Genomic DNA, 26540 nt, shown 5'->3' with positions numbered 1-26540 from the left:
ATGGTCGCCGTTTTGCTTTAAGATAACCGCCATTTTGCGGGGCTTGGCGTGATAACCGGTCTGACTGACCACCCCTGTCCCTTGTGGGAGCGAGCCTGCTCGCGAAGGCGTTGTAACATTCAACCTTTAAGGTGCCTGGTAGACCGCTTTCGCGAGCAGGCTCGCTCCCACATTAGAAGCCCAAGCTCATACCCCATGATCCCGGAGTTTTCCATGACGGCCCACGCCGACCTATCGCCGACCCTTCAACTGGCCATCGACCTGATCCGCCGTCCTTCCGTGACCCCGGTCGATGCCGACTGCCAGAAGCAGATGATGCAGCGCCTGGGCAATGCCGGTTTCGCCCTGGAGCCGATGCGCATCGAAGATGTGGATAACTTCTGGGCCACTCACGGCAACAACGACGGCCCGGTGCTGTGCTTCGCCGGTCACACCGACGTGGTGCCGACCGGTCCGGTTACCGCATGGCAGATCGATCCGTTCAATGCCGTGATCGACGAACATGGCATGCTTTGCGGTCGTGGCGCGGCAGACATGAAAGGCAGCCTGGCATCGATGACCGTCGCCGCTGAACGCTTTGTCGCCGATTACCCGAACCACAAAGGCAAAGTCGCTTTCCTGATCACCAGCGATGAAGAAGGCCCGGCGCATCACGGCACCAAGGCTGTGGTCGAACGTCTGGTCGCGCGCAACGAGCGTCTGGACTGGTGCATCGTTGGCGAGCCGTCGAGCACCACCCTGGTCGGCGATGTGGTGAAAAACGGTCGTCGCGGTTCCCTCGGCGCCAAGCTGACGGTCAAAGGCGTGCAGGGCCACGTGGCCTACCCGCATCTGGCGAAGAACCCTATCCACCTCGCCGCTCCGGCGCTGGCAGAGCTGGCCGCCGAGCACTGGGACCACGGTAACGACTTCTTCCCGCCGACCAGTTTCCAGATTTCCAACCTCAATTCCGGCACCGGCGCGACCAACGTGATTCCCGGTGATCTGGTGGCGGTGTTCAACTTCCGTTTTTCCACCGAATCAACCGTCGAAGGCCTGCAGAAACGCGTTGCCGATATTCTCGACAAGCACGATCTGGACTGGCACATCGACTGGGCGCTGTCCGGCCTGCCGTTCCTCACCGAACCGGGCGCGCTGCTCGATGCGGTATCGTCGAGCATCAAGGACATCACCGGTCGCGAGACCAAGGCGTCGACCAGCGGCGGCACCTCCGATGGCCGCTTCATCGCGACCATGGGCACGCAAGTGGTTGAACTGGGCCCGGTCAACGCGACCATCCACCAGGTCAACGAACGCGTGCTGGCGGCGGATCTCGATGTGCTGACGGAAATCTATTACCAGACCCTGATCAAGTTGCTCGCCTGATGCTCGCGTGCCCGATCTGCAGTGAACCGCTCAACGCGGTAGAGAACGGCGTGGTCTGCCCCGCCGGGCATCGGTTCGACCGTGCGCGTCAGGGTTATCTGAACCTGTTGCCGGTGCAGCACAAGAACAGCCGCGACCCGGGCGACAATCAAGCGATGGTCGAGGCGCGGCGTGATTTCCTCAACGCCGGGCATTACGCGCCAGTGGCCAAACGTCTGGCTGAATTGGCGGCGAGTTACGCGCCGGAGCGCTGGGTCGACATCGGTTGTGGCGAGGGTTACTACACCGCGCAAATCGCCGAAGCTTTGCCGAACGCTGATGGCTACGCGCTGGACATCTCCCGCGAAGCTGTCAAACGCGCCTGCAAACGCAACCCGGCGATCACCTGGTTGATCGCCAGCATGGCCCGCGTGCCATTGGCTTCAGGCAGTTGCCAGTTTCTCGCCAGCGTCTTCAGTCCGTTGGATTGGGAGGAAGCCAAGCGTCTGCTCAGCGTCGGCGGTGGGCTGATGAAAGTCGGCCCGACCCGTGGCCATCTGATGGAATTGCGCGAACGCCTGTACGACGAAGTGCGCGAGTACACCGACGACAAGCACCTGGCCCTGGTGCCGGAAGGCATGGTTTTGGCGCACAGCGAAACCCTGGAATTCAAGCTGACCCTGGACAAGCCCGAGGACCGCGCCAACCTGTTGGCGATGACGCCTCACGGCTGGCGTGCCAGTGCCGAGCGTCGTGCGGCAGTGATCGAACAGGCCGAGCCGTTCGAGACCACCGTGTCGATGCGCTACGATTATTTCGTTCTTCAATAACTTTTGGTCTCGGGCACAGACCCGGGGCCGGCTAAATCCGCGAATGGATTTTTCAGACCCGCAGTGAGGACATCCATGCGCCAACCGGACATCGAGATTTACCTGAAAGACGCCGACGTCGACCACAAGGCCATCGCCGCTTGGCTCGGCCAAGCGCTTGGCCCGTGCAGCGACTGGGTGCAGAAAGGCCAGACGTACAAGTGCAAGGCCGGCAACGTGCCGGTGACCTGGCTGCCGAAAGCCGTGGGCAAGTGGAACAGCCTGTTCCTGGAAAGCGACCAGACCCCCTGGGACGACGACATCGCCTGCGCCCGCGCAGCCTTTGCCGCACTGAACGTCGAAGTGCGTTGTGCACCGGGGACGTGGGTTGAAGAAGAAGGTGAAGAGACGGCGGATCGCTGGATTCGCATCAGCGAAGACGGAGAAGAAGAGATCACCTGGAAGACCGTGTAATCAGGTCAACGTAGAGCCCATGTGGGAGCGAGCCTGCTCGCGAATGCGCAGTGTCAGTCGATATGAATGGTGACTGATACACCGCATTCGCGAGCAGGCTCGCTCCCACAGTGGTTTTGGCGTTCTGGAGGTTTGTGTTACAGGCCTACAACATCCTCAGCCTGCAACCCCTTCTCGCCGGTGATCACCGCATACTCGACCTGTTGACCTTCGGTCAGCGAGCGGTGCCCTTCGCCGCGTATCGCGCGGTAGTGCACGAACACGTCCACGCCGTCGTCGCGCTGGATAAAGCCGTAGCCTTTGGCGTCGTTGAACCACTTCACGTTGCCGGTTTCGCGTGTTGCCATCTGTTCATACTCCTTTTTTATTATTGAACGGGCTTTTCGCAGGAAAGCCTTCGAGGAACGTCAGCCTGCGTCCGACGTCCATGACAGGGCACCGGCAACAGAGCGCCGAGTATATGACAGGTGCGGAAACTCTCAACAGGAGATTACTTCGGCGCTTTTTTGCCGATTTTCGCCTAATACGGCAAACTGTCCGCCCCGAGCGCCTGCTCGGTTTTATCCACTCACGCAGAAGCCGTATGACCCGTTCCCCGTTCCGCCGTCTTGTGTTTGGCACCCTGCGCCGCCTGTTGTATCTCTGGGTTCGCTCCGAGACCATCAATCAGTCGTCGTTCACTCTTAACCTCGACCGCAGTCGTCCGGTGTTCTACGTCCTGCAAAACCCTTCGCTGACCGATCTGGCGGTGGTTGACACCGAGTGCACCAAGGCCGGTCTGCCACGCCCGGTGCTGGCGGTGTCGGTGGGTTCACTCATCGAACCAGCGGCGTTTTTCTATTTGACGCCGGACCCGGACTGGCTCGGCCGCCAGGACAAACGCGGTGCGCCGCCGACCCTCACCCGCCTGGTCAGCGCGCTGACGCAGAACGCTGCCGAAGACGCGCAGATCATTCCGGTCAGCGTGTTCTGGGGCCAGTCGCCAGACAGCGAAAACAGTCCGTGGAAACTGTTGTTCGCCGACAGCTGGGCAGTCACCGGACGCCTGCGCCGGCTGCTGAGCATTATCGTCCTCGGGCGTAAAACCCGCGTGCAGTTTTCCGCGCCGATCCACCTGCGCGAACTGATCGATCACAACAAGGGTCATGAGCGCACCGTGCGCATGGCCCAGCGCATCCTGCGCGTGCACTTCCGCAACCTCAAAGCTGCGGTGATCGGCCCGGACATTTCCCACCGGCGCAATCTGGTCAAAGGCCTGCTCAATCAGCCGCTGGTCAAACAGGCGATCCTCGACGAAGCCGAGCGCGAAAAAATCTCGCCGGAAAAGGCCAAGGCTCAGGCCCTGCGCTATGGCAACGAGATTGCTTCGGACTACACCTACACCGCGATCCGTTTTCTCGAAGTGGTGCTGAGCTGGTTCTGGAACAAGATCTACGACGGCATCAAGGTCAATCACATCGAAGGTGTGCAGAACGTCGCGCAGGGTCACGAAGTGATCTACGTGCCGTGCCACCGCAGCCACATCGATTACCTGCTGCTTTCCTATCTACTGTTCCGCAATGGCCTGACCCCGCCGCACATCGCCGCCGGGATCAACCTGAACATGCCGGTGATCGGTAGCCTGCTGCGTCGCGGCGGTGCGTTCTTCATGCGCCGCACCTTCAAGGGCAATCCGCTGTACACCTCGGTGTTCAACGAATACCTGCACACGCTGTTCACCAAAGGTTTCCCGGTGGAGTATTTCGTCGAGGGCGGGCGCTCGCGCACCGGGCGCATGCTGCAACCGAAAACCGGCATGCTCGCGATCACTCTGCGCAGTTTCCTGCGTTCGTCGCGGATGCCGATCGTATTCGTGCCGGTGTACATCGGATACGAGCGCGTGCTCGAAGGCCGCACCTACCTCGGTGAGCTGCGCGGCGCGAGCAAAAAGAAAGAGTCGATCTTCGATATTTTCAAAGTGATCGGCGCGCTCAAGCAGCGCTTCGGTCAGGTCGCGGTCAACTTCGGCGAGCCGATCAAACTGGCGGAATTTCTCGACGCCGAGCAACCGGACTGGCGCCAGCAGGAACTCGGCCCGCAATTCAAACCGGCGTGGCTCAACGAAACCACCAACCGCCTCGGCGAGAAAGTCGCCCGACATCTCAATGAAGCGGCGGCGATCAACCCGGTCAATCTGGTAGCGCTGGCACTGCTGTCGACCACGCGCCTGGCCCTGGATGATCGGGCCATGGCGCGGGTGCTGGACCTGTATCTGGCGCTGCTGCGCAAGGTCCCGTATTCGCCACACACCACCTTGCCGGAAGGCGATGGCCGGGCGCTGATCGAGCATGTGAAAGACATGGATCTGCTCGCCGAGCAGAACGATGCGCTGGGCAAGATTCTGTATCTGGACGAGCAGAACGCGGTCCTGATGACTTACTACCGCAACAACGTCCTGCACATCTTCGCCCTGCCCTCGTTGCTGGCGAGTTTCTTCCAGAGCACCTCGCGCATGAGCCGCGAGCAGATCCTGCGCTACACCCGCGCGCTGTATCCGTACCTGCAATCGGAGTTGTTCATCCGCTGGAGCCTGGAGGAACTCGACGCGGTGATCGATCAGTGGCTGGAAGCGTTCGTCGAGCAGGGCCTGCTGCGTTTCGAGAAAGACCTGTACCTGCGTCCGGCACCGAGTTCGCGGCATTTCGTGCTGCTGACGCTGCTGTCGAAAAGCATCGCGCAGACCCTGCAGCGTTTCTACATGACGGTGTCCCTGCTGCTCAACAGCGGCCAGAACAGCATCAGCGCCGAAGAGCTGGAAGACCTCTGCACAGTGATGGCCCAGCGTCTGTCGATCCTCCATGGCCTGAATGCGCCGGAGTTCTTCGACAAGAGTCTGTTCCGCCACTTCATCCAGACCCTGCTCGACCTCGACGTCCTGCGCCGCGACGAAGCCGGCAAGCTCAGCTACCACGAACTGCTCGGCGAGCTGGCCGAAGGCGCGGCCAAGCGCGTGTTGCCGGCGGAGATTCGCCTGTCGATCCGCCAGGTCGCGCTGCACCGCAGTGAAGATGCGGCGGATCAGATCACGCCACAGCCTGAGGCTTGAAGCCTTACCCCTGTGGGAGTGAGCCTGTTCGCGAAGACGGAATGTCAGTCGCCATTTAGTTTGACTGATCCAGCGCTTTCGCGAGCAGGCTCGCTCCCACATTGAAAGGAGATTCACCCATGAAAAAACTGTTGACCCTCGCCGCCGCCACCCTGCTCAGCGCCTGCCAATCAACCACCCCCGCCGGCAAGGCCAGCCTCGACGGCGAAGTCTTCTACCTGCAACGCATCGCCCTGCCCCCGAGCGCGACCCTGAGCGTCAGCCTGCAAGACGTGTCGCTGGCCGATGCACCCGCCATCGTCCTCGCCGAACAGAACGGCCCGATCAAAGGCCAGGTGCCGCTGCCGTTTCATTTGAGCTACGATCCGGCGCAGGTCAAACCCGGCCATCGTTATTCGATCAGCGCACGCATTGAAGTCAACGGCGAGCTGATGTTCATCACCACCGAAAACCACGCCGTGCAACTCGACGGCAACGACCCGCAGCCGCTGAAAATCCGCGTCGACGCCGTTCGTTAATCCACTCGCCAAAGGAAGACGCCATGCGCCGCCCTACCCTTCGCTTCGCCGCCGCCTGCGCCGGCTTGCTGATCTCCGCCAACGCCCTGGCCCTGTCGCTCAGCGACCTGTCCCAGCAAGACGCTACCGGCGGCCTCAAGGACGCCCTGACCCAAGGCGCCCAGATCGCCGTGAAACAACTCGGCACCCCGGGCGGCTTCAGCAATAACCCCGAAGTGAAAATCGAACTGCCGGGCAAACTCGGCAAAGCCGCGAGCAAGATGAAAGCCTTCGGCATGGGGGCCCAGGTCGAAGAACTGGAAAACGCGATGAACAAAGCCGCCGAATCCGCCGTGACCCAGGCCCAGCCAATCCTCGTCGATGCAGTGAAGAAAATGAGCGTGGCCGACGCCAAAGGTATCCTCAGCGGCGGCAATGATTCGGCCACCCAATACCTGAACAAATCCAGCCGCGAACAGATCCGCGCGAAATTCCTGCCCATCGTCAAGCAAGCTACCGACAAGGTCGGCGTCGCGCAGAAGTACAACTCCTTCGCAGGCCAGGCTGCTGCGTTTGGCGTGGTGGACGCGAAGAGCGCGAACGTTGAGAGCTACGTTACTGAACAGGCACTCAATGGTTTGTTCGAAATGATCGGAAAACAGGAAGAAACCATCCGCCAGAACCCGGCCGCTGCGGCGACGAGTCTGGCGAAGAAAGTGTTTGGTACGCTTTAAGTCGTTACAACATGGGGGCGATTCAATTCGCTCCCATGCTTGCCTCCACGTAAAGAACTACGTAAAAAAAACACCCACTCCCGCCCCATCTTCCTTCTCTCAAAAAGCTGCAATTGGTCCAGCTCTTCCAGAATCGACGCCGCCTCGCTACCCGAGCAGGAAAAATTTTCCGCGACATTGCTCGCCGTAAACTCCTTCGCCTCCCCGCTTTTAGCCACCTGATAAACCGCGCGCTGCCGTTCCGTCAGTTGAGCAATTACGCCAGAGCTCGTCAGCCAGCGCTGAAAGTCCTGAGTGTCTGCCAGACTCTTGCGGTACACAGATGTAAAACCGACCACGGCTCGCAAAACAACCGCGCATTGAAACTCGATGAAATAAGTCAGATCCAGCTCATCTGCCTCGGTGTGCAGGTAGGAGCGTCCGTATTTCACTGGTGCATTGCGCAGCAGCAGACTGATCGCAATGTAGCGAAACGCCGCGAACTCATGTTTGAACATGAACCAGTAAAACAAGGCTCTCGCGACCCGTCCGTTACCGTCGCGAAATGGATGTTCATAACCCATGGCGAAATGCAGCGTCACGGCCTTGGTCAGTGGATGCAGATAATTTTTGTCCAGAATCGAGGCAGCGGGCCGGTTGATCCAGGCGGACAGCCTCGCCAACCGCGCAACCAATCCTGCAGCAGGAGGTGGTCGGTGCACGGTGTTGCCTGAACCATCCTGAACAACCACCTCATCATTGGTCCGGAACAATCCGGGGGAATACTGCCCGTCATCGATCCCCTCCACACCCACTCGATGGATCTCTGCAATCAGCTCAATGCTCAGAGGTTCATAACGCTTTTCCCAAGCGAAATTCATCATTCGATAATTCCCCATGACCATGCGCTCATCTGGCGTCCGCGGCTGGCGCTGATGCTTGAGCATGTCCCTGGCTACGCGCGTGGTAGTCGCCGCGCCCTCCAACTGGCTACTGGCGATGGCTTCGTCTTCGATCAGGTCATTGAACAGACAGGAGAAATGCGCCCGCTCGCCGATCTGACTGGTCATGTAATCCAGCGCGGCCGTACTGGCGTAACGATCCACCACAGCCAAGGTTTTCTGCGCCAACGGCGTTGGCACGTATTTGCCCCACTGCACCGGCTCGCCCAACGGCAACAAATGAATGTACTGGGCCGCGCGCGCCTTCTTCACCAACGCCCAACAAAGATTCGCGTCCAACCCTGCCGCCCAGCGATAGCGCAACGCCTCGAATGGCAGATAGCGCCCCTGATCATCGAGCGGCTTGAGCAGCGCCAGATAATCCGCAAGTCGTTGCTTGTGTGGCGAGCGGGCCAACAGGTCGAAAACAGGATCCGTTCTGCCGGCTAATGCCGGTGGTTTCTTCATCAGACAGACTCAAGGACTCGGAAAAGCAGAACCCGGAGTACAGCATTGGACGGCCAGCGCCTCAAGATCGGAGGATTCTGAAAAAGCTGTAGGAAGGCAGCGTGAATTGGCGATTCGAAATGAATTGGCTGTCAGACCGCCTTCGCGAGCAGGCTCGCTCCCACAGAAAAGCAAGCAGCGCAGCTACCTGCGGCGAAGCCGCCCCACTCAACAATGAGCGCAAGCTCGAGTAACGCTCTTGATCTTGCTTTTGATCCACCGGCGACGTCGGAAGGCTGAGTGGAGGGATTGATCCGGGCGTGGGAGCGCAGCGACCGTACGACGCAGTCGTACACAGCGAGTGTAGGTGCAGCGAAGCAAACCGGAGCCGCTGCGCCCGGATCGATCCCGCAGCGAAGGAACCCGAGCCTGCGAGGGCCGAACGCAGGAGCAAGCCTTTTTGGGTACTTTTTCGGCGTCTGGAAAAAGTGCCTCGCCGTAAGGGCGAAACCGCCAGCCGCAACGCCCACAGCAACGGATATACACCCAAAACCCCCAAATCATGGTCGGCCCGAAGGCCGCCACGACACAAAAACCTCAAGCCTCCTTACGCACCCGAAACCAGGCCGCATACAACGCCGGCAAAAACAACAGCGTCAGCGCCGTGGCCACAATCAGCCCGCCCATGATCGCCACCGCCATCGGCCCGAAAAACACACTGCGCGACAGCGGAATCATCGCCAGTACCGCCGCCAGCGCCGTCAACACAATCGGCCGGAACCGCCGCACCGTAGCCTCGATAATCGCCTGCCAAGGCTTAAGCCCCGAAGCAATATCCTGCTCGATCTGATCGACCAGAATCACCGAATTGCGCATGATCATCCCGGACAATGCGATGGTCCCGAGCATCGCCACAAACCCGAACGGCTGCCGGAACACCATCAGAAACAGGGTCACCCCGATCAAGCCCAACGGCGCCGTCAGAAACACCATCGCCGTGCGCGAGAAACTGCGCAACTGCACCATCAGCAAGGTCAGCACCACGACAATGAACATCGGCACCCCGGCATTCACCGACTTCTGCCCGCGCTCGGAATCCTCCACAGTGCCGCCCACATCCAGCAGATAACCATCGGGTAATTCGGCGCGAATCGGGTCCAGCGTCGGCATGATCTGCTTGACCAGCGTCGCCGGTTGCTCCTTGCCGTAAATGTCGGCGCGCACCGTCACGTTCGGCAGCCGATTGCGGTGCCAGATGATGCCTTCCTCAAACCCGTATTCCAGCGTGGCTATCTGCGACAACGCCACACTGCGACCGTTATCCGTCGGCACCGCCAGGCTCGGCAACAACGACAATTCAGTGCGCTCGTGCACGGTGCCGCGCAGTAGAATCTCGATCAATTCGTTGTCTTCGCGGTACTGGCTGACCGTCGAGCCGACCAGCGAACTCTGCAGGAATTTCGCCAGATTGGCGGTGCTCACACCGAGGGCGCGGGCGCGATCCTGGTCGATATTCAGGTAGACAACTTTGCTCGGCTCCTCCCAGTCCAGATGCACGTTGACCACGTGCGGATTCTCGCGAACCTTTGCCGCCACTTTGCGCGCCAACGCACGGACTTCTTCGATGTGCTCGCCAGTGACGCGGAACTGCACCGGATAGCCAACCGGCGGGCCATTTTCCAAACGAGTGACCCGCGAACGCAGGGCCGGGAACTGTTCGTTGAGGGTTTCGATCAACCAGCTGCGCAGCGCTTCACGCTCTTCAATGGTTTTTGCCAACACCACGAACTGGGCAAAACTCGCCGCCGGCAGTTGCTGATCCAGCGGCAGGTAGAAACGCGGCGAGCCGGTGCCGACGTAGGCCACGTAATTGTCGATGCCGGCGTGCTCCTTGAGCAGCGCTTCGAGGCGTTTGACTTCGCTGGTGGTGTTGGCCAGCGAAACGCCTTCGGCCAGTTTCAGATCGACCATCAACTCCAGCCGGTTCGAAGCCGGGAAGAACTGCTGCGGCACGAATCGGAACAGCATCACCGAGGCAATGAACAGGCCCACGGTGAGCACGATCACCGTCTTGCGATGGGTCACGCACCACTCCACCAGACGCCGGACGCGCTGATAGAACGGCGTCGCATAGGGGTCCGGCTGACCATCGCCAGTACCGTGTTTCGCCGCATGAATTTTCGCCAGATCCGGCAGGAGCTTTTCCCCCAGATACGGCACGAACATTACCGCCGCGACCCATGAGGCGAGCAAGGCAATGGTCACCACCTGGAAAATCGAACGGGTGTATTCGCCGGTGCCGGACTGCGCAGTGGCAATCGGCAGGAAGCCGGCGGCGGTGATCAACGTGCCGGTGAGCATCGGGAAATGCGGTGCTGGTCCAGGCGTAACTCGCCGCGCGAATGCGGTCGAAGCCCTGCTCCATTTTGATCGCCATCATTTCCACGGCAATGATCGCGTCATCCACCAACAAGCCCAGCGCCAGCACCAGCGCACCGAGGGAAATCTTGTGCAGGCCGATGCCGAGGTAATACATGCAAGCGAAGGTCATCGCCAGCACCAGCGGAATGGTCAACGCGACGACCATGCCGGTGCGCACGCCGAGGGAAAAGAAGCTCACCAGCAAGACGATCGCCAGCGCTTCGACCAACACCTGAACGAACTCGCCGACGCCGGTTTTTACCGCTGCCGGCTGATCGGACACCTTGCGCAGCTGCATGCCGGCCGGAAGGTTTTTCTGAATGCGCGAAAACTCGCCCTCCAGCGCCTTGCCCAGGACGAGAATGTCGCCGCCGTCCTTCATCGCCACGGCCAGACCGATCGCGTCGTCGCCCATGAAACGCATGCGCGGCGCCGGTGGGTCACTGAAACCGCGACGCACATCGGCGATATCGGAGATACGGAACGTACGATCGGCGACGCGGATCGGAAAGTTCTTTATCTCATCGACTGTCTGAAAATTCCCCGAGACGCGTAGCTGCAAGCGCTCGCTGCCGGTTTCGAAGAACCCCGCCGTGGATACCGCGTTCTGTTCCTCCAGCGCCTGCTGCACCGCCGCCAGCGGCAAGCCCAGAGTGGCGAGCTTGACGTTGGACAGCTCGACCCAGATTTTCTCGTCCTGCAACCCAAGCAGTTCGACCTTGCCGACGTCCTTGACCCGCTGCAGCTGGATCTGGATGCGGTCGGCGTAATCCTTGAGCACGGCGTAGTCGAAACCGTCGCCGGTCAACGCATAGATATTGCCGAAGGTGGTGCCGAACTCATCGTTGAAGAACGGCCCCTGAATTCCCGGCGGCAAAGTCTGGCGAATGTCGCCGACCTTCTTGCGCAACTGGTACCAGAGATCAGGGATCTGCTTGGAGTGCATCGAGTCGCGGGCGATGAAGGTGACCTGGGATTCACCGGGGCGGGAGAACGACATGATGCGTTCGTACTCGCCGGTTTCCATCAGCTTCTTTTCGATACGTTCAGTGACCTGGCGCGAGACCTCCTGCGCGGTCGCACCGGGCCAGCGGGTCTGAATGACCATCGCCTTGAAAGTGAACGGCGGGTCTTCACTCTGGCCGAGTTTGGTGTAGGACAACGCGCCGACAACGGCGAGCAAAAGCATCAGGAACAGTACGATCTGGCGATTACGCAACGCCCATTCGGAGAGGTTGAAGCGCATCGGGGCTTACTCCTTGTTCGCAAGATTGACCACGCGGTTGGAGCGATCCACTGGTCGCACCTGCTGGCCGTCGAGCAATACGTGAACGCCGGCAGCCACCACCCAGTCGCTGGCATTCAAGCCTTCGAGCACCGCCACGCTTTTCTCGCCGAACGGACCGACCCGTACCGGGGTTTTCTTCAACGTGTTGTTGCCGTTGACCACCCAGACGTAGGTCGCGCCGTTTTCAGCGGTCAGCGCGGAAAGCGGTATGGACAGCGAGACACTGTCAGCCGCTTGCACGAACACCCGGGCGCTCTGCCCCAGTTCAGCCGGGACTTTGCCGCTGGTGAACGAGATACGCGCAGCAAAAGTGCGTGAGCGCGGATCGGCGGACGGCGACAACTCGCGGATCTGCCCGGCGAAGCGTTGATTCTGCTGTGCCCACAATTCCACGGTAACCGGCTGACCAACCTTGAAGCGGCCAAAGCTTTGCTCCGGGAGGCTGATCAACACTTCGCGCTCACCATCGGTGGCGAGGGTGAACACGGTTTGCCCGGCAGCGACCACCTGACCGACTTCCACCGAACGCTTGGCCACCACGCCATCCTGTGGCGCACGCAGTACCGCGTAACTGGCCTGGTTGGTCGAAACGTTGAATTCAGCTTTGATTTGTTTAAGGCGGGCTTCGCCGGAGCGATATAGATTTTCGGCGTTGTCATAGGCCGAGCGGCTGACCATCTGCCGATCCATCAGGGTTTTATAGCGATCCCGTTCGGCGCGGACCAGGTTCAGATTGGCCTCGGCGGCGGCGACCTGCGCGCGGGTGGCTTCCAGTTGCAGGCGCACATCCTGCGGATCGAGTTCGGCCAAGGGCTGATCGGCCTTGACGCGCTGGCCTTCGTCGACCAGTCGTCGGCTGACTTTGCCGCCAATGCGGAATGCCAGATCAGGCTCATAACGGGCACGCACCTCGCCCGGATAACTTTCCATCGCCTGCGCCGAAGGCTCGGGCTGTACCACCATGGCCGGGCGTACGGTGACCTTGGTCACCTCTTCCTGACCGCACGCCGATAACAGGAACGCCAGACTGACTGGCACGGCAAAGGACAACGCATGGCGGTACATGGTGACGGACCTTTCGCGAATGAGGCTTGGAATATTTATACTGGCGGGTATGGTATTAATAGCAAACTCACCAGTCCAGTATTAAAAGCGAAGAATGTCGAACAATCTTTCAGCTCCAAACGGCCCGGGCCGCCCCAAGGATCTGGCCAAGCGCCAGGCGATCCTGGATGCGGCGAAAACCCTGTTTCTCTGCCATGGCTACGCCAACACCAGCATGGACGCGGTGGCCAGCGAGGCGGGCGTGTCGAAGCTGACGGTCTACAGCCATTTCAACGACAAGGAGACGCTGTTCTCCGCCGCCGTCGTCGCGAAATGCGAGGAACAATTGCCGCCGCTGTTCTTCGAATTGCCGGACGGCATCGCGGTGGAAAATGTATTGCTGAACATTGCCCGGGGCTTTCATCAACTGATCAACAGCGATGAATCAGTGAACCTGCACCGCCTGATCATGGCGCTGGGCAGTCAGGATCCGAAGCTGTCGCTGATCTTCTTCGAGGCCGGCCCAGAGCGCGTGGTCAACGGCATGGAAGGTCTGCTGGCGAAAATCCATGCAACCGGCGCGCTGAGCATCGACCAGCCACGCAACGCCGCCGAGCACTTCTTCTGCCTGATCAAAGGGGCGGGGAATTTCCGTTTGTTGTATGGCTGCGGCGAGCCGCTGACCGGAGAGGAAGCGGAGCGGCATGTGCGGGAGGTGGTGGGGTTGTTTATGCGGGCTTACAAACCCTGACAGTTTTGCGGTGCTTGTGCAGACCGCTTCGCGAGCAGGCTCGCTCCCACACTGGAATGCATTTCCTACTGTGGGAGCGAGCCTGCTCGCGAATGGGGCGACGCGGTCTCAGGGCTTCAGCGCTTTCTTCGGATAAATGTCATACCGGCTCGATTTGCCATCCAGCGCATGGCTCGGTTTCGGCCCTTCGATGCACGGCGCCTTGCGCGGGCGTTTGACCACCACCCGGTGCGTGGCCAAGGCCAGCGCCGCTTCAAGCAGGGCCGGTGCATCCGGATCATCACCGACCAGCGGGCGGAACAGGCGCATTTCCTTTTTCACCAGCGCGGTTTTCTCGCGATGCGGGAACATCGGGTCGAGATAGATCACCTGCGGCGGCTCCCCTTCCCAACTGCGCATCACTTCGATGGAGTTGCCCTTGAGCAATTTCATCCGCGCCACGATCGGCGCCACGTCGAAATCTTCCGCCGCCCGCGCCAAGCCGTCCTCAAGCAGTGCGCCGATCAGCGGCTGACGCTCGATCAGGCTCATTTCACAACCGAGACTGGCCAGCACAAATGCATCCTTGCCCAAGCCCGCCGTGGCATCCAGCACACGCGGGCGAACGCCTTGGGCGATGCCGACAGCCTTGGCAATCATCTGGCCGCTGCCGCCGCCATACAAACGACGATGCGCCGCGCCGCCTTCGACGAAGTCGACCCGCACCGGTCCAGGCGCATCCGGGCCAAGCTGCTGCAACTGCAAACCCTGCTCGCCGACCTGCAAGACGAACTCGCCGTCCGCCTCGCCGAGCGGCAGGCCGAGACGTTCGGCCCAGTGTGCGGCTTGTGCTTGAAACGTCGGGGCGAGGGCCTGGACATGGATGCGGCAGGCCGCGGGTGACTCGATCATGAAAAAACGCTCAAAAAAGTTAAGGATTGACAAAAACCGCCGATAAACCATTCAACGCGCATTTTGCCAGAGCTGAGCGTCAACCGAAAAAAATGTCAGGCATTCTTCCCACATCGATTGGCTACGTTTCGCCCCATGGCGACTTTAGCCGTCATAACACTCAAGCACTGAGCGGCGTCAGTCACCTGTGGCAGGATTTCTTTGCCCAGGCCCTGGCCGAACAGACGAGTGAAGTGGTGCCTGCCTGTGGCACGTTTCCACCGGTTGACCTGAACAGCCCGGAAGAACCGACCGTTGGCAGCGAGCTGCACGCGCACATCGTCAGCCAGCGTGAGTGCGACGTGGTCGAAACCCAGGTTCGCCCGCCGGAGCCACTGTTCCTGCCGATCGCCGAGTTCGAAATGGAGCTGCTGGACAAGCCGTTCCCACCGTTCCCGCCGGAAGAGCTCAAAGCCCAGCAAGAGCAACAGGATTTCGACAGCAGCTGGGTACGCCCGATTGTGATCAACAATGGCCAGCCAGTGCCGGAGCCAGGCCCTGCGCCGCAGAAACGTCCGCTGTACCTGCCGATTGCCGAGTTCGATCTGGACTTGCTGCAGAAGCCTTACCCGCCGTTCCCGCCGGAAGAAATCGTCGAGCAGCAGAAAGCTCTGGACTTCGATAATGGCTGGGCTCGCCCGATCGTTCTGCAGAACCTGCGCCTCGCCGCCTGATCCTCAGCGACACACGCTCCAGCGCCCGACATCGACATGAAAGTGATTGCGATGGGCGGCGTTGTAATCCGGGCTCAACACCACACTGAATGACTCGCAGGCGCCGTCGCGCACTTGGCGGAGAAACTCTGCGTCCTGGTTTTGCTTGGGCCAATCCCTGAGCACGCTGATCGTGCGTCCGCCGGCCAGACGGAAACCGGCAATGTCCAGCGCGTCGGCACTGGCATGTCGACTGAGGGCACCGCTCTCACGGTTGTAGACATTGCGACAGGCAAAGCTGCCGAGGTGATCGACCCGCGCAATCTTCTGGCCATAAGCCGATTGCGCGGCCGGTTGCAGGGTGTGGTGTTCGAACATCGCGTAGGCCACCGCCAGCGGGCAACTGGCGATGAAACTGCTGCTCAGCGCCACTCCACCGCCCTGCACCCGCAGAGCACCGACCAGCGGACACTTGGCGCCGGGGCTGTCGGCCTGGGGGCTGACGCGCAGATCCGAGCTGCTCAATGCCTGTGCGCAAAGCTCGGGATCACTGCGCAGGCGCATGAGTTTGTAACCGGTCAGCCAGTTGGGCGCGGCTTTTACGTCCAGGGGCGCCCACGGGTTCCACTGCGGCGGCACGTCCAGCCAGCCACGCCAGACACTTACCGCGCCACCAGCGATCGCGAGCAACACCCCCCAGAACAGCCAACGTCCCATGCTCAGTCCTTGCAGAGTTGATTGGCCTTGGCATACGGCATCGACTGTGACGTGAAGCCAAAGGTGCCGGATTGCTGGATTTCCTCAGCCGCGCGGAAGAACTCGCCGAACGCCGCCAGCGCCAGTGCCGACCCGGTGCTGATCCGCCGGACGCCCAGTTCCTCGAGCTGTTGCACGGTCAGTTTCAAACCGCCAGACATCAACACATTGACCGGTTTCGGCGCCACCGCTTGCACCACTGCGCGCACTTCTTCGGCGCTGCGCAAACCCGGCGCATAGAGCACGTCGGCACCCGCTTCGGCGAATGCCTGCAAGCGGCGAATGGTGTCGTCAAGATCGGGGTTGCCGTGCAGGTAATTTTCCGCGCGAGCGGTGAGGACGAAAGGAAACGGCAGGGTGCGCACCGCCGCGACAGCGGCTTCAATCCGTGCAACGGCGTGTTCGAAGCAATAGATCGGCGCGTCCGGACGTCCCGAAGCGTCCTCGATCGACCCGCCCACCGCGCCCGCTTCTGCGGCGCGCAACAGACTCTGCGCAGACTCGACCGGATCATCGGCAAAGCCGTTTTCCAGGTCCACCGCCACCGGCAGATCCGTCGCCGCGACAATCGCCCGGACATTGGCCAGGGTCTCGTCGAGACTCAACGCGCCATCAGCCTTGCCCTGGCAAAACGCGTAACCAGCGCTGGTGGTGGCCAAGGCCTGATAACCGAGACTGGCGAGCATCTTCGCCGAGCCGGCATCCCACGGATTAGGGATGACGAAGATCCCCTGGCGATCATGCAGGGCTTTGAAGGCTTGGGCTTTGAGGCGTTGCTGTTGACTGACTTGGACGTTCATCGACGGCCTCCCGGGCAGAAAAAAACCCGCCTCAGAGCAAGCCAAGCTGCTCGGCGGCGGGTTCTCTGTATAGCTCAGGCAGCGCGGGCAAGCCAGGCAAACGTTGCATCAGTTGGGAGTGAAAACGCTGCGCCAGTTTCGCTGCCAACAGGTTATCGGCGGTATGCAGAAAGACGTAGGGCGTGCGCCCCTCTTCGATCCATTCAGCAATCTTCGCCACCCACGGCACGAGAAACGCATCGTTGGCCTCAAGCTCGGGATGGCCGATGAAGCGCACCTGCGGAAACTGCGTGAACGCCGCCGGACGGGTCGGCACTCGCGGCTTTTTCGACTGCGCGTGGATCACCGAGGACTCGGTCGACAAGCAGCTGAACAGCGCGCGCGGGTCGAGACAGATGCGCTCGACACCGCGATCCAGCAACAGACGATTGAGCAGACGCTCGCTCTCGCCCTTGGCGAAGAACTGTTCATTGCGCACCTCGACCGCAAGCGGGCAATCCAGTGCATCGATAAACGCCGCGAGCTCCGGCAGACGCTGCGGCGTGAAGCTTTTCGACAGTTGCAGCCACAGCGGCGAAACACGTTCGCCTAACGGCTTGAGTAATTGCAGGAAGGTTTCGGCAGCGGTCAGTTGCTCGCGCAAGTCGCCGCTGTGGCTGATATCGCCGGGGAATTTGGCAGTGAAGCGAAAGTGCGCCGGCATGATCTCGGCCCAGCGTTGCACAGTGGCTGGCGACGGGCTGGCGTAGAAGGTGGTGTTGCCTTCGACGGCGTTGAACACCTGGCAGTAGAGAGCGAGAAAGTCGGAGGTTTTTGCGTCTACCGGATACAGATACTCGCGCCAGGCATTTTCGCTCCAGGACGGGCAACCGAGGTAGTAAGGCAGATCCATCAGATATACAGATCGAGGCCCAGCACGTCTGCGTCCCAATCGACAAAACCGGCGGTGCTCAGGTAGCTGGCCAGAGCCATGGCTACGCTTTTCTTCATCGCGCGGTGGTAGATCATGTCTTGCTGACGGGCAGGCAGGTTGCTCAGGCGTTGCGCGGTAGCTTGGGCAGCACGGGCGGCCAACTGCTCTTCGCTCGGGAATTCCAGCTCGCCGTCGATGATCTCGACGGACTCATCCAGCGCCGCATTGCCTTTACGCGGCTTGCGCTTGATGGGATATGACTGAGTGGAAACGCCGTCTATACGCATAATGTCATGCTCGGTATCAATGATGGCAATTTAGCGGCACTTGACCGACTTAGCAAACCGCCGAGTGATAACTAGAACACATAAAGCGCAAAAGGTTTTAAGCGAGGGGGCAGAAACTGACGATTGGCGATATTTGTATGTGACCGCGAACCTGTGGGAGCGAGCCTGCTCGCGAAGGGTCCAGCACATTCAACACATGCATTGACTGACCAGAAGCCTTCGCGAGCAGGCTCGCTCCCACAGGAGAAAGTGTCGTATCAGCGGGCTTTGGGGGTGGCAACTTTATCGCGCAAGTAAACCGGCTGCGCGTCATCTGCCGGGATCGCCTCACCGCGCTCCCAGGCGTAACGCGCCAGGGTCAGAAGGTCCTCGGCGTGGGGCAGCATGCCGGCGTCAGAGCCGCTCAGATTGACCGCGATGCGCTCGCCGTAGCCCCAACCAGTACCGGCACCGAACCAATCGCCACTGGCATCAGCGGGCAACGCGGCGACTTCCGGTGGTAACACGGCTTCGGCGCCAACCAGACGCATCTCCCCCGCCGTCTCGCGGTAGCAGCCCCAATACACTTCATCCATCCGCGCATCGATCGCAGCCGCGACCTGGCTTACGCCATGTTCACGAAAGGCACGCTGGGCCAGCACGGCAAGGTTGGATACCGGCAATACCGGACGATCCAGAGCAAAGGCCAAACCCTGCACCACACCAATGGCAATGCGCACACCGGTGAACGCGCCCGGGCCACGGCCGAAGGCAATCGCGTCGACCGCTTGCAACGTGGTGCCCGCATCGGCGAGCAATTGCTGGATCATCGGCAGCAGCTTCTGCGCATGCAGGCGCGGGATCACCTCGTAATGGCTCGTGACCTTGCCGTCATGCAGCAAGGCAACGGAGCAAGCTTCAGTCGCGGTGTCCAGGGCCAGCAAGGTGCTCATCGATGTTTCCAAAACAGGGGTGGGAAAAAGTGCGTCAGTATAAACAACAACGGCCCGCAAGCGGGCCGTGGATGATGCAGCCGATCAGACTTTTCAGCTCAGCGCGGCCAGCACCTTGGTGGTGATTGCATCAACCGAACCCACGCCTTCGATGTGGCTGTACTTTGGCTTGCCGCCGTTCTTGGCGGAAAGGTTCTGGTAGAACTCCACCAGCGGTTTAGTCTGCGAATGGTAGACCGACAGGCGATGACGCACGGTTTCTTCAGTATCGTCCTTGCGCTGCACCAGCTCTTCGCCGGTGATGTCGTCCTTGCCAGCCTGTTTCGGCGGATTGTAGATGATGTGGTAAACGCGGCCACTGGCTTCGTGGACACGGCGACCGGCAATACGCTGCACGATTTCTTCGTCTTCTACAGCGATCTCGACCACGGCATCCAACTCGACACCGGCAGTGACCAGCGCTTCAGCCTGCGGAATGGTGCGCGGGAAGCCGTCGAACAGGAAACCGTTGGCGCAATCAGGTTGAGCGATGCGGTCCTTGACCAGCGCGATGATCAGGTCATCCGACACCAGGCCGCCGGCATCCATGATGCTCTTGGCTTGCACGCCCAGTGGAGTGCCAGCCTTGACCGCAGCACGCAGCATGTCGCCGGTGGAGATTTGCGGAATGCCGAATTTCTCGGTGATGAACTTTGCCTGAGTACCTTTACCGGCCCCGGGAGCTCCCAGCAGAATGACGCGCATCGATGTGCTCCTCAATTTTTTATATAAAAGCTTTACAAAACAAAGGATTCGCTCGTAACCGGCGGATCCTGAAAATACGGGTCGTGGCCGCACAAACGGCCAAAGGCTGATCAAGATACACAGCAGGCTGCGCCCACACAAGACGCCAAAAGTCGGAGAAACCGACGCCCGCCGTGACCTTGCGACGCGGTAACCCAAGTCGCAACCCCATCAATAACTGTCGCCTCGCGGCACTTTCCTACGGCAGGAGAAGCGGGATCCGACCCTTTTCGCGAATGCCGCCTGAGGTGATCAGCAACCTTAGCCGGTATTGCGCAATCCGGCGGCAATCCCCGCCACAGACACCAGCAGCGCCTGTTCCACCGGGCTGCCCTGCTCGACATCCTGCTGCCGCGAACGCGCCAACAGTTCCGCCTGCAATAGATGCAGCGGGTCGAGGTAGGTGTTGCGCAAGCGGATGAATTCGAGGGTGTCCGGACTGTGCGCCAGCAGCTGCGACTGCCCGGTCAGACCGAGCACGACGGAGCATGCCTGCGACAATAGGTCGCGTAACTGCGCGCCCAATGGCAGCAGATCAGCTTCAACCAGACGCTCGTCGTAGGACTGCGCAATATCTGCATCAGCCTTGGCCAGGACCATTTCCAGCATATCGATACGGGTGCGGAAGAACGGCCATTGTTCGCGCATCTGCCCCAGCAACTCACCTTCGCCGCGCTCCAGCGCCTTGCTCAACGCAGTCTCCCAACCCAGCCAGGCCGGCAACATCAATCGGGTTTGGGTCCAGCCGAAAATCCACGGGATCGCCCGCAGGCTTTCGATACCGCCGGCGCGACGCTTGGCCGGGCGACTGCCCAGAGGCAAACGTCCCAATTCCTGCTCCGGGGTCGACTGCCGGAAGTACTCGACGAATTGCGGATTTTCCCGCACCACCTGACGGTAAGCGCTGACACCGTCCGCCGCCAATTCGTCCATCAGATGGCGCCATTCAGGCGTCGGCGGCGGCGGTGGCAGCAAGGTCGCTTCGAGCACGGCGGCCAGATACAGATTGAGGTTTTGCTCGGCGATGTCCGGCAGGCCGAATTTGAAACGAATCATTTCTCCCTGCTCGGTGGTGCGGAAACGCCCGGCCACCGAACCCGGTGGTTGCGACAGAATCGCCGCGTGCGCCGGACCGCCGCCACGCCCCACGGTGCCGCCGCGACCGTGGAACAACAGCAGTTCGACTTGCTGCTCACGGCAGATTTCCACCAGACGTTCCTGCGCCCGATATTGCGCCCACGCCGCAGCGGTGGTGCCGGCATCCTTGGCCGAGTCGGAATAGCCGATCATCACTTCCTGCGGGCCATGCAAACGCGCGCGATAGCCCGGCAACAACAGCAGACGCTCCATCACCGGCCCGGCGTTGTCGAGGTCGGCGAGGGTTTCGAACAGCGGCACCACGCGCATCGGCCGCAGTACGCCGGATTCCTTGAGCAGCAGTTGCACCGCGAGCACATCGGAAGCGGCGCCGGCCATGGAGATCACATAGGAGCCCAGCGAAGCAGCAGGCGCGGCAGCGATTTCCTTGCAGGTGTTGAGCACTTCAGCGGTGTCCGCCGACGGTTTGAAATGCGCGGGCAGCAAAGGGCGACGGTTGCTCAATTCTTCGGTGAGGAAGTTGATGCGCTGTTCTTCGTCCCATTCCTCATAGCGGCCGAGGCCGAGGTAATCGGTGATTTCCGTCATCGCCGAGCTGTGCCGGGTCGAATCCTGACGCACATCGAGGCGCACCAGAAACAGGCCGAACGTCACCGCCCGACGCAGGCAATCGAGCAACGGCCCGTCGGCGATGACGCCCATGCCGCACTCGTGCAGCGAGTTGAAACACAACTGCAAAGGCTCGAGCAGGTCGCGATTATCGTGCAGCACATCGGCGGTTGCCGGGGTCGGCGCGGTCAACGCGGCATGCGCCCAGTTGCGTGTGGCGCGCAGGCGTTCGCGCAATTGCTTGAGCACCGCGCGATAGGGTTCGGCGCTGTCGCCGGCCTTGGCCTTCAGCGCATCGCTGGCCTGCTGCATCGACAGCTCGGCAGCAAGATGATCGACATCGCGCAGGTACAAATCAGCGGCCATCCAGCGCGCCAGCAGCAAGACTTCTCGAGTGACGGCGGCGGTGACATTGGGGTTGCCGTCACGGTCGCCTCCCATCCACGAAGCGAAGCGGATCGGCGCGGCTTCCAGCGGCAAGCGCAGGCCCGTAGCGGCGAACAGCGCCTGATCGGCCTTGCGCATATGGTTGGGGATCGCCTGCCACAACGAATGCTCGATCACCGCGAAGCCCCACTTGGCTTCATCGACCGGCGTCGGGCGGGTGCGGCGGATTTCTTCGGTGTGCCAGGCTTCGGCGATCAGCCGCTGCAGTTTGCTCTGGATCTGCTCGCGCTCGGCGCTGGTCAGGTCGCGATGATCCTGCGCGGCCAGTTGCGCGGCGATCGCGTCGTACTTCTGGATCAACGTGCGTCGCGCCACTTCTGTCGGATGCGCGGTCAGCACCAGTTCGATTTCCAGCCGCGCCAGTTGCCGGGCCAGAGATTCGGCGCTGTGCCCTTCGCTGCGCAGGCGCGCGAGCAGTTCCGGCAACACCCGCGACTCGAACGGCGCCGGTTGCGACTCCTCGCGGCGATGGATCAGCTGGTACTGCTCGGCAATGTTCGCCAGGTTGAGAAACTGATTGAAGGCCCGCGCGACCGGAAGCAATTCGTCTTCACTCAATTGATTGAGGCTGGCGCTCAGTTCAGCGTCCATCGAGCCGCGCCGGTCGGCCTTGGCGCCTTTGCGAATCTGCTCGATCTTGTCGAGGAACGCCTCGCCGTACTGGTCTCGAATGGTGTTGCCCAACAGCTCTCCGAGCAGGTGAACATCCTCGCGCAAGCGTGCATCAATATCGGTCATCAGCAGTTCTCCAGCGGTAATCGGGGACAGCGCAGAAACGAATGCTTTGCCAGAGAGTGCCGCTCTGCGCCGCTTCTTACAAGCAGGCGACGAATTGACTTTAAACCTTGCCGGCGAAAGCTAGTCTCAACAGTAAGCCGTACGACGGCCCGCCGCCGGCGCTGCCGGACACTCACCCAGGCCTGCCGTCAGCAGGCGCTAAATGAGGTCATCATGAAAATTCGTGAACTCGCCCAGCATTGGGAAGAAAACGCCAAAGGTCGCCTGACCGACACCGGCTACACGATTCATCTGGACGTCGAAGCCGCCGCAAGGCTGGCGGCGATTGCCGAAATGTACCCCAAGCGTCACCCCGAGGAACTGCTCGGCGAGCTGATCGGCGCCGCGCTTGAGGAGTTCGAAGCGAGCCTGCCGTATGTGAAGGGTTCAACAGTGGTGGCGACCGATGAGGAAGGCGATCCGTTGTATGAAGATGTCGGCCCGACGCCGCGTTTTCTGGCGTTGTCGCGGCGGCATCTGCATGATTTGTCCTCGGCTGAGAACAAGCAGAAGCACTGATTCGACACACATCAAAACCGTGGGAGCGAGCCTGCTCGCGAATGCGGATTTTCATTCAGCATTTGCGCTGACTGACACATCTCATTCGCGAGCAGGCTCGCTCCCACATAGGCTGTATTCCAGTTCGCAAATTGGTTTATCAACAGACAAAATACACCCGCGCGTACCGCTCCAAAGCCCCAAAGTTCCCGTCCCAGAGCCTTGTCCAAACGGTCAATTAAATTTTTTGGCGATAGGCCATCTTTTCTGAACTTTTCAAAAATGCCGCCGGTCGGAACAGGTAACCACGCCTGGAACGAGCGTTTCAATTCGCGTCTACAAGCGATGCTTTCGGCTCCTCTGCCAGGATGGATTCAGTTGTATTTTCAGGAGATGCCTAATGGAGTTGAAGACCATGAAAACCCAAACCTCGTTTTCCCACCTGCGCGGTCTGAAACTGGCCGCTCTGGCCGCTCTGGCCATCGGCACCAGCTTCGTACTGGCCGGTTGCGCCGGTAACCCGCCGACCGAGCAGTACGCCGTGACCCAATCGGCTGTGAACAGCGCCGTCAGCGCTGGCGGTACCGAATTCGCTGCGGTGGAAATGAAGCAGGCTCAGGACAAACTGAAACAAGCTGAAATCGCCATGCACGACAAGAAGTATGACGAAGCCCGTCGCCTGTCCGAACAGGCTGAATGGGACGCTCGCGTCGCTGAACGCAAGGCTCAGGCCGCCAAGGCCGAACAGGCTGTGAAGGATTCCCAGAAAGGTGTTCAGGAACTGCGTCAGGAAAGCCAGCGCACTGTGCAGTAAGCGCGCATCCCGACCGCAAAGCTGAAACTCTTACCGATAGAAAGGACGAAAAATTATGCGTAAGCAACTGATGATTCCCGCTCTTCTGGCCGCAAGCGTTGCACTGGCAGCCTGCTCCACCCCGCCTAACCCGAACCTGGAGCAGGCGCGCACCAACTACGCCGGCCTGCAGGCCAACCCACAGGCGAGCAAAGTAGCGGCACTGGAAACCAAAGACGCCAGCGATTACCTGGACAAGGCCGACAAGGCTTATCTGGACAAGGAAGACGCAGCCAAGGTTGACCAACTGGCTTACCTGACCAACCAGCGCGTCGAAGTGGCCAAGCAGACCATCGCTCTGCGCACCGCTGAAAACAACCTGAAAAACGCCGCTGCCCAACGCGCCCAGGCTCGTCTGGATGCCCGTGACCAGCAGATCAAACAGCTGCAGGACAGCCTCAACGCCAAGCAGACCGATCGCGGTACGCTGGTGACTTTCGGTGACGTGCTGTTCGCCACCAACAAGGCTGATCTGAAATCCAGCGGCCTGGTGAACATCAACAAATTGGCGCAATTCCTCCAGGAAAAACCCGGATCGCAAAGTGATCGTCGAGGGTTACACCGACAGCACTGGCACCGCGAGCTACAACCAGTCGCTGTCCGAGCGTCGCGCGACTTCCGTGCAGATGGCCCTGATCAAGATGGGCGTCGACCCTTCGCGCATCGTCGCTCAGGGTTATGGCAAGGAATACCCGGTAGCGGATAACGGCAGCGTCTCGGGCCGTGCGATGAACCGTCGTGTGGAAGTGACCATTTCCAACGACAACCAGCCAGTAGCACCGCGTTCTTCGGTGAGCTCGAACTAAGCTCCACCCGGTAACGCAAAAGCCCCGCCTGAGTTGATCAGGCGGGGCTTTTTTGTGGGAGCAGACATCGTAGCCCCTCACCCCAGCCCTCTCCCAAGGGAGAGGGAGCCGATTTGTGTCGCTTTCAAAACTTGTGTTCGGCGCAATGGATCAGGTCGACTTAGCTTAAACAAACACCTCGGTCAGTCCCCTCTCCCTCTGGGAGAGGGTTAGGGTGAGGGCTGAACCTGCAGAATCACTCCTCCAGCTTCTGCGGGGTCTCTTCGCCCATACACCGCACAGCCTTTTTCTGGCCATTGATCAACACACCGGTCAACCCTTTCTGCTCGGTATCAAACAACACCAGCACGCCATCAATGCACTGCGCCACTTGCGGCGCGGGTGTCAGCGAGACTTTGTAGTCCTCGCCCGGCACGGTCTTGAGCATGGTGAATTCGCTGAGCAGCAATGCATCCTCCGGCTTGGCAAAGTGCAGGTAGCCGTAGTACCACAGCGCCCCGACGGTGCCGAGGATGCTGCAGATACCGGTGATGATCAGCGGGATGGCATTACGTTCTTCACTCATTGCGGGCTCTCATCTTCAGAATTCGGGGGCGGCGGATAGTTGGGGATTTCGCCGAGGCGGCGCAGGCCGTCGAAGTGTTCGGGATCGTCGAGATAGCGCAGCATGACCTGACGCCACACCGGGTCGCCGAACGTTTGCACGTGACCGCCACGGGTCAGCTGCAACACGCGCGGCGGCGGCGCGGACTGATACAGACGAATGCCGTTGGCCATCGGCACCAGCGGATCGTCGATGCTGTGGAAGATCAGCTTGGGCACGCCGGTCAGCTGCGCCATCGAGTTGATCGCGCTGTCGCCATCCGGCACCAGCCACGACAGCGGCACCTGCAACGGCCAGGTCAGCCACGAAGTGCTGAGGGCGAATTGGCCGACACTGCGATAACTGGCCGGCACGCCATCCAGCACCAGGGCCTTGAGTTGTTTTTGCCGTTCCGGGTGCTGCGCCAGCCAATGCACCGACATCGCGCCGCCGAGGCTCTGCCCGAGCAGCACCAGCGGTTTGCCTTTGACCTCGGGCGCTTTGTCGAGCCAGGCGAACGCGGCGTCGATGTCCTGATAGATCGCCGGCAGGCTCGGCTTGCCTTCGGACAAACCGTAGCCGCGATAGTCGACCAGCAGCACCTGATAGCCGTTCTTCGGCAACCACCAGCTGCCGCCCAGATGCATCGGCAGATTGCCGCCGTTTCCGTGCAGATGCAGGACCGTGCCTTTGACCTCGACGCCAGGTTTGGCCGGCAGCCACCAGGCGTTGAGCTTCAAGCCATCAGCGGTGATCAGAGTGACAGTGCGGTATTCGAGTTTGGCTTTGTCCGGAGTAAATATCTGGCCCGGTTCAGGGTAGAACAGCAGCGAACTGCAACCGCCGAGGGTCAAGAGCAGGCAAAGGATGCCGAGGATTCTCATCCGGTGAAACCTCGCAAAGAAGAGAACTGAACACAAATCAAACCTGTGGGAGCGAGCCTGCTCGCGAAAGCGGTGTATCAGCCGACATCAATGTTGAAGGTGAAATCGCATTCGCGA

Annotated in this window: 24 protein-coding genes and 2 pseudogenes; 11 read left to right on the top strand and 15 right to left on the bottom strand. The window is 60.6% G+C overall.

The features are described 5' to 3' along the window. Positions 1–213: 213 nt before the first annotated feature. From dapE to ACZ9BE_RS03055, 3 genes are all read left to right on the top strand, one after another. A complete protein-coding gene (gene dapE, locus ACZ9BE_RS03065) occupies positions 214–1365 on the top strand; it encodes a succinyl-diaminopimelate desuccinylase (protein ID WP_150636305.1) in 1152 nt (383 codons plus the stop codon). Further along, positions 1365–2174, top strand: a complete 810-nt coding sequence (locus ACZ9BE_RS03060; RefSeq protein WP_041478139.1) for a putative RNA methyltransferase — start codon at positions 1365–1367, stop codon at positions 2172–2174. The genes dapE and ACZ9BE_RS03060 overlap by 1 nt, the downstream gene beginning before the upstream one ends. A gap of 75 nt (positions 2175–2249) precedes the next feature. After that, complete coding sequence (locus ACZ9BE_RS03055; RefSeq protein ID WP_056783189.1) at positions 2250–2627, top strand: hypothetical protein; 378 nt, start codon at positions 2250–2252, stop codon at positions 2625–2627. Between the two features lie 137 nt (positions 2628–2764). Here the strand turns inward: ACZ9BE_RS03055 and ACZ9BE_RS03050 are convergent, their stop codons facing one another. After that, positions 2765–2974, bottom strand: a complete 210-nt coding sequence (locus ACZ9BE_RS03050; RefSeq protein ID WP_016771489.1) for a cold-shock protein — start codon at positions 2972–2974, stop codon at positions 2765–2767. Between the two features lie 236 nt (positions 2975–3210). Here ACZ9BE_RS03050 and plsB point away from each other — a divergent pair, with 236 nt between their 5' ends. The 3 genes from plsB to ACZ9BE_RS03035 all read left to right on the top strand — a co-directional run bounded on the left by plsB (position 3211) and on the right by ACZ9BE_RS03035 (position 6943). Further along, the gene (gene plsB / locus ACZ9BE_RS03045) at positions 3211–5712 is read left to right on the top strand and encodes a glycerol-3-phosphate 1-O-acyltransferase PlsB (RefSeq protein WP_236168070.1); all 2502 of its coding nucleotides are present in this window, start codon (positions 3211–3213) and stop codon (positions 5710–5712) included. Between the two features lie 119 nt (positions 5713–5831). Beyond that, complete coding sequence (locus ACZ9BE_RS03040) at positions 5832–6230, top strand: YbaY family lipoprotein (protein ID WP_095180479.1); 399 nt, start codon at positions 5832–5834, stop codon at positions 6228–6230. A 23-nt stretch (positions 6231–6253) separates the two neighbouring features. Then, positions 6254–6943, top strand: coding sequence for a DUF4197 domain-containing protein (locus tag ACZ9BE_RS03035; RefSeq protein WP_122747638.1), 690 nt, complete (start codon positions 6254–6256; stop codon positions 6941–6943). Here ACZ9BE_RS03035 and ACZ9BE_RS03030 read toward each other — a convergent pair. The 3 genes and pseudogenes from ACZ9BE_RS03030 to ACZ9BE_RS03020 form a co-directional block, all read right to left on the bottom strand. Beyond that, positions 6940–8331, bottom strand: a complete 1392-nt coding sequence (locus ACZ9BE_RS03030; protein WP_476248894.1) for a Fic family protein — start codon at positions 8329–8331, stop codon at positions 6940–6942. The two genes, ACZ9BE_RS03035 and ACZ9BE_RS03030, sit on opposite strands and share 4 nt — an antisense overlap. A gap of 576 nt (positions 8332–8907) precedes the next feature. After that, positions 8908–11977 (bottom strand): annotated as a pseudogene (locus tag ACZ9BE_RS03025) (efflux RND transporter permease subunit). A 6-nt stretch (positions 11978–11983) separates the two neighbouring features. Then, the gene (locus tag ACZ9BE_RS03020) at positions 11984–13084 is read right to left on the bottom strand and encodes an efflux RND transporter periplasmic adaptor subunit (RefSeq protein ID WP_476248893.1); all 1101 of its coding nucleotides are present in this window, start codon (positions 13082–13084) and stop codon (positions 11984–11986) included. Positions 13085–13178: 94 nt separating this feature from the next. Between ACZ9BE_RS03020 and ACZ9BE_RS03015 the strand changes: the two genes are divergently transcribed. Beyond that, positions 13179–13814: a TetR/AcrR family transcriptional regulator gene (locus ACZ9BE_RS03015; RefSeq protein ID WP_056783182.1), complete on the top strand. Its 636-nt coding sequence runs from the start codon at positions 13179–13181 to the stop codon at positions 13812–13814. A gap of 108 nt (positions 13815–13922) precedes the next feature. On the opposite strand, the gene ACZ9BE_RS03010 is transcribed toward ACZ9BE_RS03015, so the two are convergent. Beyond that, positions 13923–14705 carry a class I SAM-dependent methyltransferase gene (locus ACZ9BE_RS03010; RefSeq protein ID WP_041478224.1) on the bottom strand — a complete coding sequence of 261 codons (783 nt, stop codon included), beginning with the start codon at positions 14703–14705 and terminating at the stop codon, positions 13923–13925. A 92-nt stretch (positions 14706–14797) separates the two neighbouring features. On the opposite strand from ACZ9BE_RS03010, the gene ACZ9BE_RS03005 reads away from it, so the two are divergent. After that, on the top strand, positions 14798–15418 hold the full coding sequence (locus ACZ9BE_RS03005) for a hypothetical protein (protein ID WP_056783179.1): 621 nt from the start codon (positions 14798–14800) through the stop codon (positions 15416–15418). A gap of 3 nt (positions 15419–15421) precedes the next feature. Here the strand turns inward: ACZ9BE_RS03005 and ACZ9BE_RS03000 are convergent, their stop codons facing one another. From ACZ9BE_RS03000 to ppc, 7 genes are all read right to left on the bottom strand, one after another. Next, positions 15422–16114 (bottom strand): extensin-like domain-containing protein, encoded by a 693-nt coding sequence (locus tag ACZ9BE_RS03000; protein WP_476248892.1) that lies wholly within the window; start codon positions 16112–16114, stop codon positions 15422–15424. A gap of 2 nt (positions 16115–16116) precedes the next feature. Continuing rightward, entirely contained in the window at positions 16117–16953 is an 837-nt protein-coding gene (locus ACZ9BE_RS02995) for an isocitrate lyase/PEP mutase family protein (protein WP_476248891.1), read from the bottom strand. Between the two features lie 31 nt (positions 16954–16984). Further along, positions 16985–17845: a DUF72 domain-containing protein gene (locus ACZ9BE_RS02990; RefSeq protein WP_236168075.1), complete on the bottom strand. Its 861-nt coding sequence runs from the start codon at positions 17843–17845 to the stop codon at positions 16985–16987. Continuing rightward, positions 17845–18153: a hypothetical protein gene (locus ACZ9BE_RS02985; protein WP_016771497.1), complete on the bottom strand. Its 309-nt coding sequence runs from the start codon at positions 18151–18153 to the stop codon at positions 17845–17847. The genes ACZ9BE_RS02990 and ACZ9BE_RS02985 overlap by 1 nt, the downstream gene beginning before the upstream one ends. A gap of 257 nt (positions 18154–18410) precedes the next feature. Beyond that, on the bottom strand, positions 18411–19085 hold the full coding sequence (gene tsaB / locus ACZ9BE_RS02980) for a tRNA (adenosine(37)-N6)-threonylcarbamoyltransferase complex dimerization subunit type 1 TsaB (RefSeq protein WP_465920044.1): 675 nt from the start codon (positions 19083–19085) through the stop codon (positions 18411–18413). Between the two features lie 93 nt (positions 19086–19178). After that, entirely contained in the window at positions 19179–19829 is a 651-nt protein-coding gene (adk, locus tag ACZ9BE_RS02975; RefSeq protein WP_217852647.1) for an adenylate kinase, read from the bottom strand. A gap of 300 nt (positions 19830–20129) precedes the next feature. Then, positions 20130–22760, bottom strand: a complete 2631-nt coding sequence (gene ppc, locus ACZ9BE_RS02970; protein WP_252883244.1) for a phosphoenolpyruvate carboxylase — start codon at positions 22758–22760, stop codon at positions 20130–20132. Between the two features lie 213 nt (positions 22761–22973). Here ppc and ACZ9BE_RS02965 point away from each other — a divergent pair, with 213 nt between their 5' ends. Further along, positions 22974–23318 (top strand): hypothetical protein, encoded by a 345-nt coding sequence (locus tag ACZ9BE_RS02965; RefSeq protein ID WP_016771500.1) that lies wholly within the window; start codon positions 22974–22976, stop codon positions 23316–23318. Positions 23319–23329: 11 nt separating this feature from the next. Here ACZ9BE_RS02965 and ACZ9BE_RS02960 read toward each other — a convergent pair whose 3' ends face one another. Beyond that, on the bottom strand, positions 23330–23626 hold the full coding sequence (locus ACZ9BE_RS02960) for a hypothetical protein (RefSeq protein ID WP_476248890.1): 297 nt from the start codon (positions 23624–23626) through the stop codon (positions 23330–23332). A gap of 71 nt (positions 23627–23697) precedes the next feature. Between ACZ9BE_RS02960 and ACZ9BE_RS02955 the strand changes: the two genes are divergently transcribed. Both ACZ9BE_RS02955 and lptF read left to right on the top strand, forming a co-directional pair. After that, positions 23698–24111: a DUF4398 domain-containing protein gene (locus ACZ9BE_RS02955; protein WP_476248889.1), complete on the top strand. Its 414-nt coding sequence runs from the start codon at positions 23698–23700 to the stop codon at positions 24109–24111. Between the two features lie 55 nt (positions 24112–24166). Beyond that, positions 24167–24956, top strand: a pseudogene (gene lptF / locus ACZ9BE_RS02950) (lipotoxin F family OmpA-related lipoprotein LptF). Positions 24957–25191: 235 nt separating this feature from the next. Here the strand turns inward: lptF and ACZ9BE_RS02945 are convergent. Next, positions 25192–25521 carry a PA3694 family proteiin gene (locus tag ACZ9BE_RS02945; protein WP_056783164.1) on the bottom strand — a complete coding sequence of 110 codons (330 nt, stop codon included), beginning with the start codon at positions 25519–25521 and terminating at the stop codon, positions 25192–25194. Then, positions 25518–26423: an alpha/beta fold hydrolase gene (locus ACZ9BE_RS02940; RefSeq protein ID WP_315435755.1), complete on the bottom strand. Its 906-nt coding sequence runs from the start codon at positions 26421–26423 to the stop codon at positions 25518–25520. Before ACZ9BE_RS02940 ends, ACZ9BE_RS02945 begins: the two co-directional genes overlap by 4 nt. Positions 26424–26540: the final 117 nt, after the last annotated feature.

The sequence above is a fragment of the Pseudomonas sp. TE9122 genome (assembly GCF_056278925.1).
The sequence above is the reverse complement of the archived record's forward strand: the minus strand, read 5'-3'. Positions and strand labels throughout refer to the sequence as shown.

Excerpts from the sequence above, each read along its gene's own strand:
- dapE (WP_150636305.1), top strand. The coding sequence starts at position 214 with ATGACGGCCCACGCCGACCTATCGCCGACCCTTCAACTGGCCATCGAC.
- ACZ9BE_RS03060 (WP_041478139.1), top strand. The coding sequence starts at position 1,365 with ATGCTCGCGTGCCCGATCTGCAGTGAACCGCTCAACGCGGTAGAGAAC.
- ACZ9BE_RS03055 (WP_056783189.1), top strand. The coding sequence starts at position 2,250 with ATGCGCCAACCGGACATCGAGATTTACCTGAAAGACGCCGACGTCGAC.
- ACZ9BE_RS03050 (WP_016771489.1), bottom strand. The coding sequence starts at position 2,974 with ATGGCAACACGCGAAACCGGCAACGTGAAGTGGTTCAACGACGCCAAA.
- plsB (WP_236168070.1), top strand. The coding sequence starts at position 3,211 with ATGACCCGTTCCCCGTTCCGCCGTCTTGTGTTTGGCACCCTGCGCCGC.
- ACZ9BE_RS03040 (WP_095180479.1), top strand. The coding sequence starts at position 5,832 with ATGAAAAAACTGTTGACCCTCGCCGCCGCCACCCTGCTCAGCGCCTGC.
- ACZ9BE_RS03035 (WP_122747638.1), top strand. The coding sequence starts at position 6,254 with ATGCGCCGCCCTACCCTTCGCTTCGCCGCCGCCTGCGCCGGCTTGCTG.
- ACZ9BE_RS03030 (WP_476248894.1), bottom strand. The coding sequence starts at position 8,331 with ATGAAGAAACCACCGGCATTAGCCGGCAGAACGGATCCTGTTTTCGAC.
- ACZ9BE_RS03020 (WP_476248893.1), bottom strand. The coding sequence starts at position 13,084 with ATGTACCGCCATGCGTTGTCCTTTGCCGTGCCAGTCAGTCTGGCGTTC.
- ACZ9BE_RS03015 (WP_056783182.1), top strand. The coding sequence starts at position 13,179 with ATGTCGAACAATCTTTCAGCTCCAAACGGCCCGGGCCGCCCCAAGGAT.
- ACZ9BE_RS03010 (WP_041478224.1), bottom strand. The coding sequence starts at position 14,705 with ATGATCGAGTCACCCGCGGCCTGCCGCATCCATGTCCAGGCCCTCGCC.
- ACZ9BE_RS03005 (WP_056783179.1), top strand. The coding sequence starts at position 14,798 with ATGTCAGGCATTCTTCCCACATCGATTGGCTACGTTTCGCCCCATGGC.
- ACZ9BE_RS03000 (WP_476248892.1), bottom strand. The coding sequence starts at position 16,114 with ATGGGACGTTGGCTGTTCTGGGGGGTGTTGCTCGCGATCGCTGGTGGC.
- ACZ9BE_RS02995 (WP_476248891.1), bottom strand. The coding sequence starts at position 16,953 with ATGAACGTCCAAGTCAGTCAACAGCAACGCCTCAAAGCCCAAGCCTTC.
- ACZ9BE_RS02990 (WP_236168075.1), bottom strand. The coding sequence starts at position 17,845 with ATGGATCTGCCTTACTACCTCGGTTGCCCGTCCTGGAGCGAAAATGCC.
- ACZ9BE_RS02985 (WP_016771497.1), bottom strand. The coding sequence starts at position 18,153 with ATGCGTATAGACGGCGTTTCCACTCAGTCATATCCCATCAAGCGCAAG.
- tsaB (WP_465920044.1), bottom strand. The coding sequence starts at position 19,085 with ATGAGCACCTTGCTGGCCCTGGACACCGCGACTGAAGCTTGCTCCGTT.
- adk (WP_217852647.1), bottom strand. The coding sequence starts at position 19,829 with ATGCGCGTCATTCTGCTGGGAGCTCCCGGGGCCGGTAAAGGTACTCAG.
- ppc (WP_252883244.1), bottom strand. The coding sequence starts at position 22,760 with ATGACCGATATTGATGCACGCTTGCGCGAGGATGTTCACCTGCTCGGA.
- ACZ9BE_RS02965 (WP_016771500.1), top strand. The coding sequence starts at position 22,974 with ATGAAAATTCGTGAACTCGCCCAGCATTGGGAAGAAAACGCCAAAGGT.
- ACZ9BE_RS02955 (WP_476248889.1), top strand. The coding sequence starts at position 23,698 with ATGGAGTTGAAGACCATGAAAACCCAAACCTCGTTTTCCCACCTGCGC.
- ACZ9BE_RS02945 (WP_056783164.1), bottom strand. The coding sequence starts at position 25,521 with ATGAGTGAAGAACGTAATGCCATCCCGCTGATCATCACCGGTATCTGC.
- ACZ9BE_RS02940 (WP_315435755.1), bottom strand. The coding sequence starts at position 26,423 with ATGAGAATCCTCGGCATCCTTTGCCTGCTCTTGACCCTCGGCGGTTGC.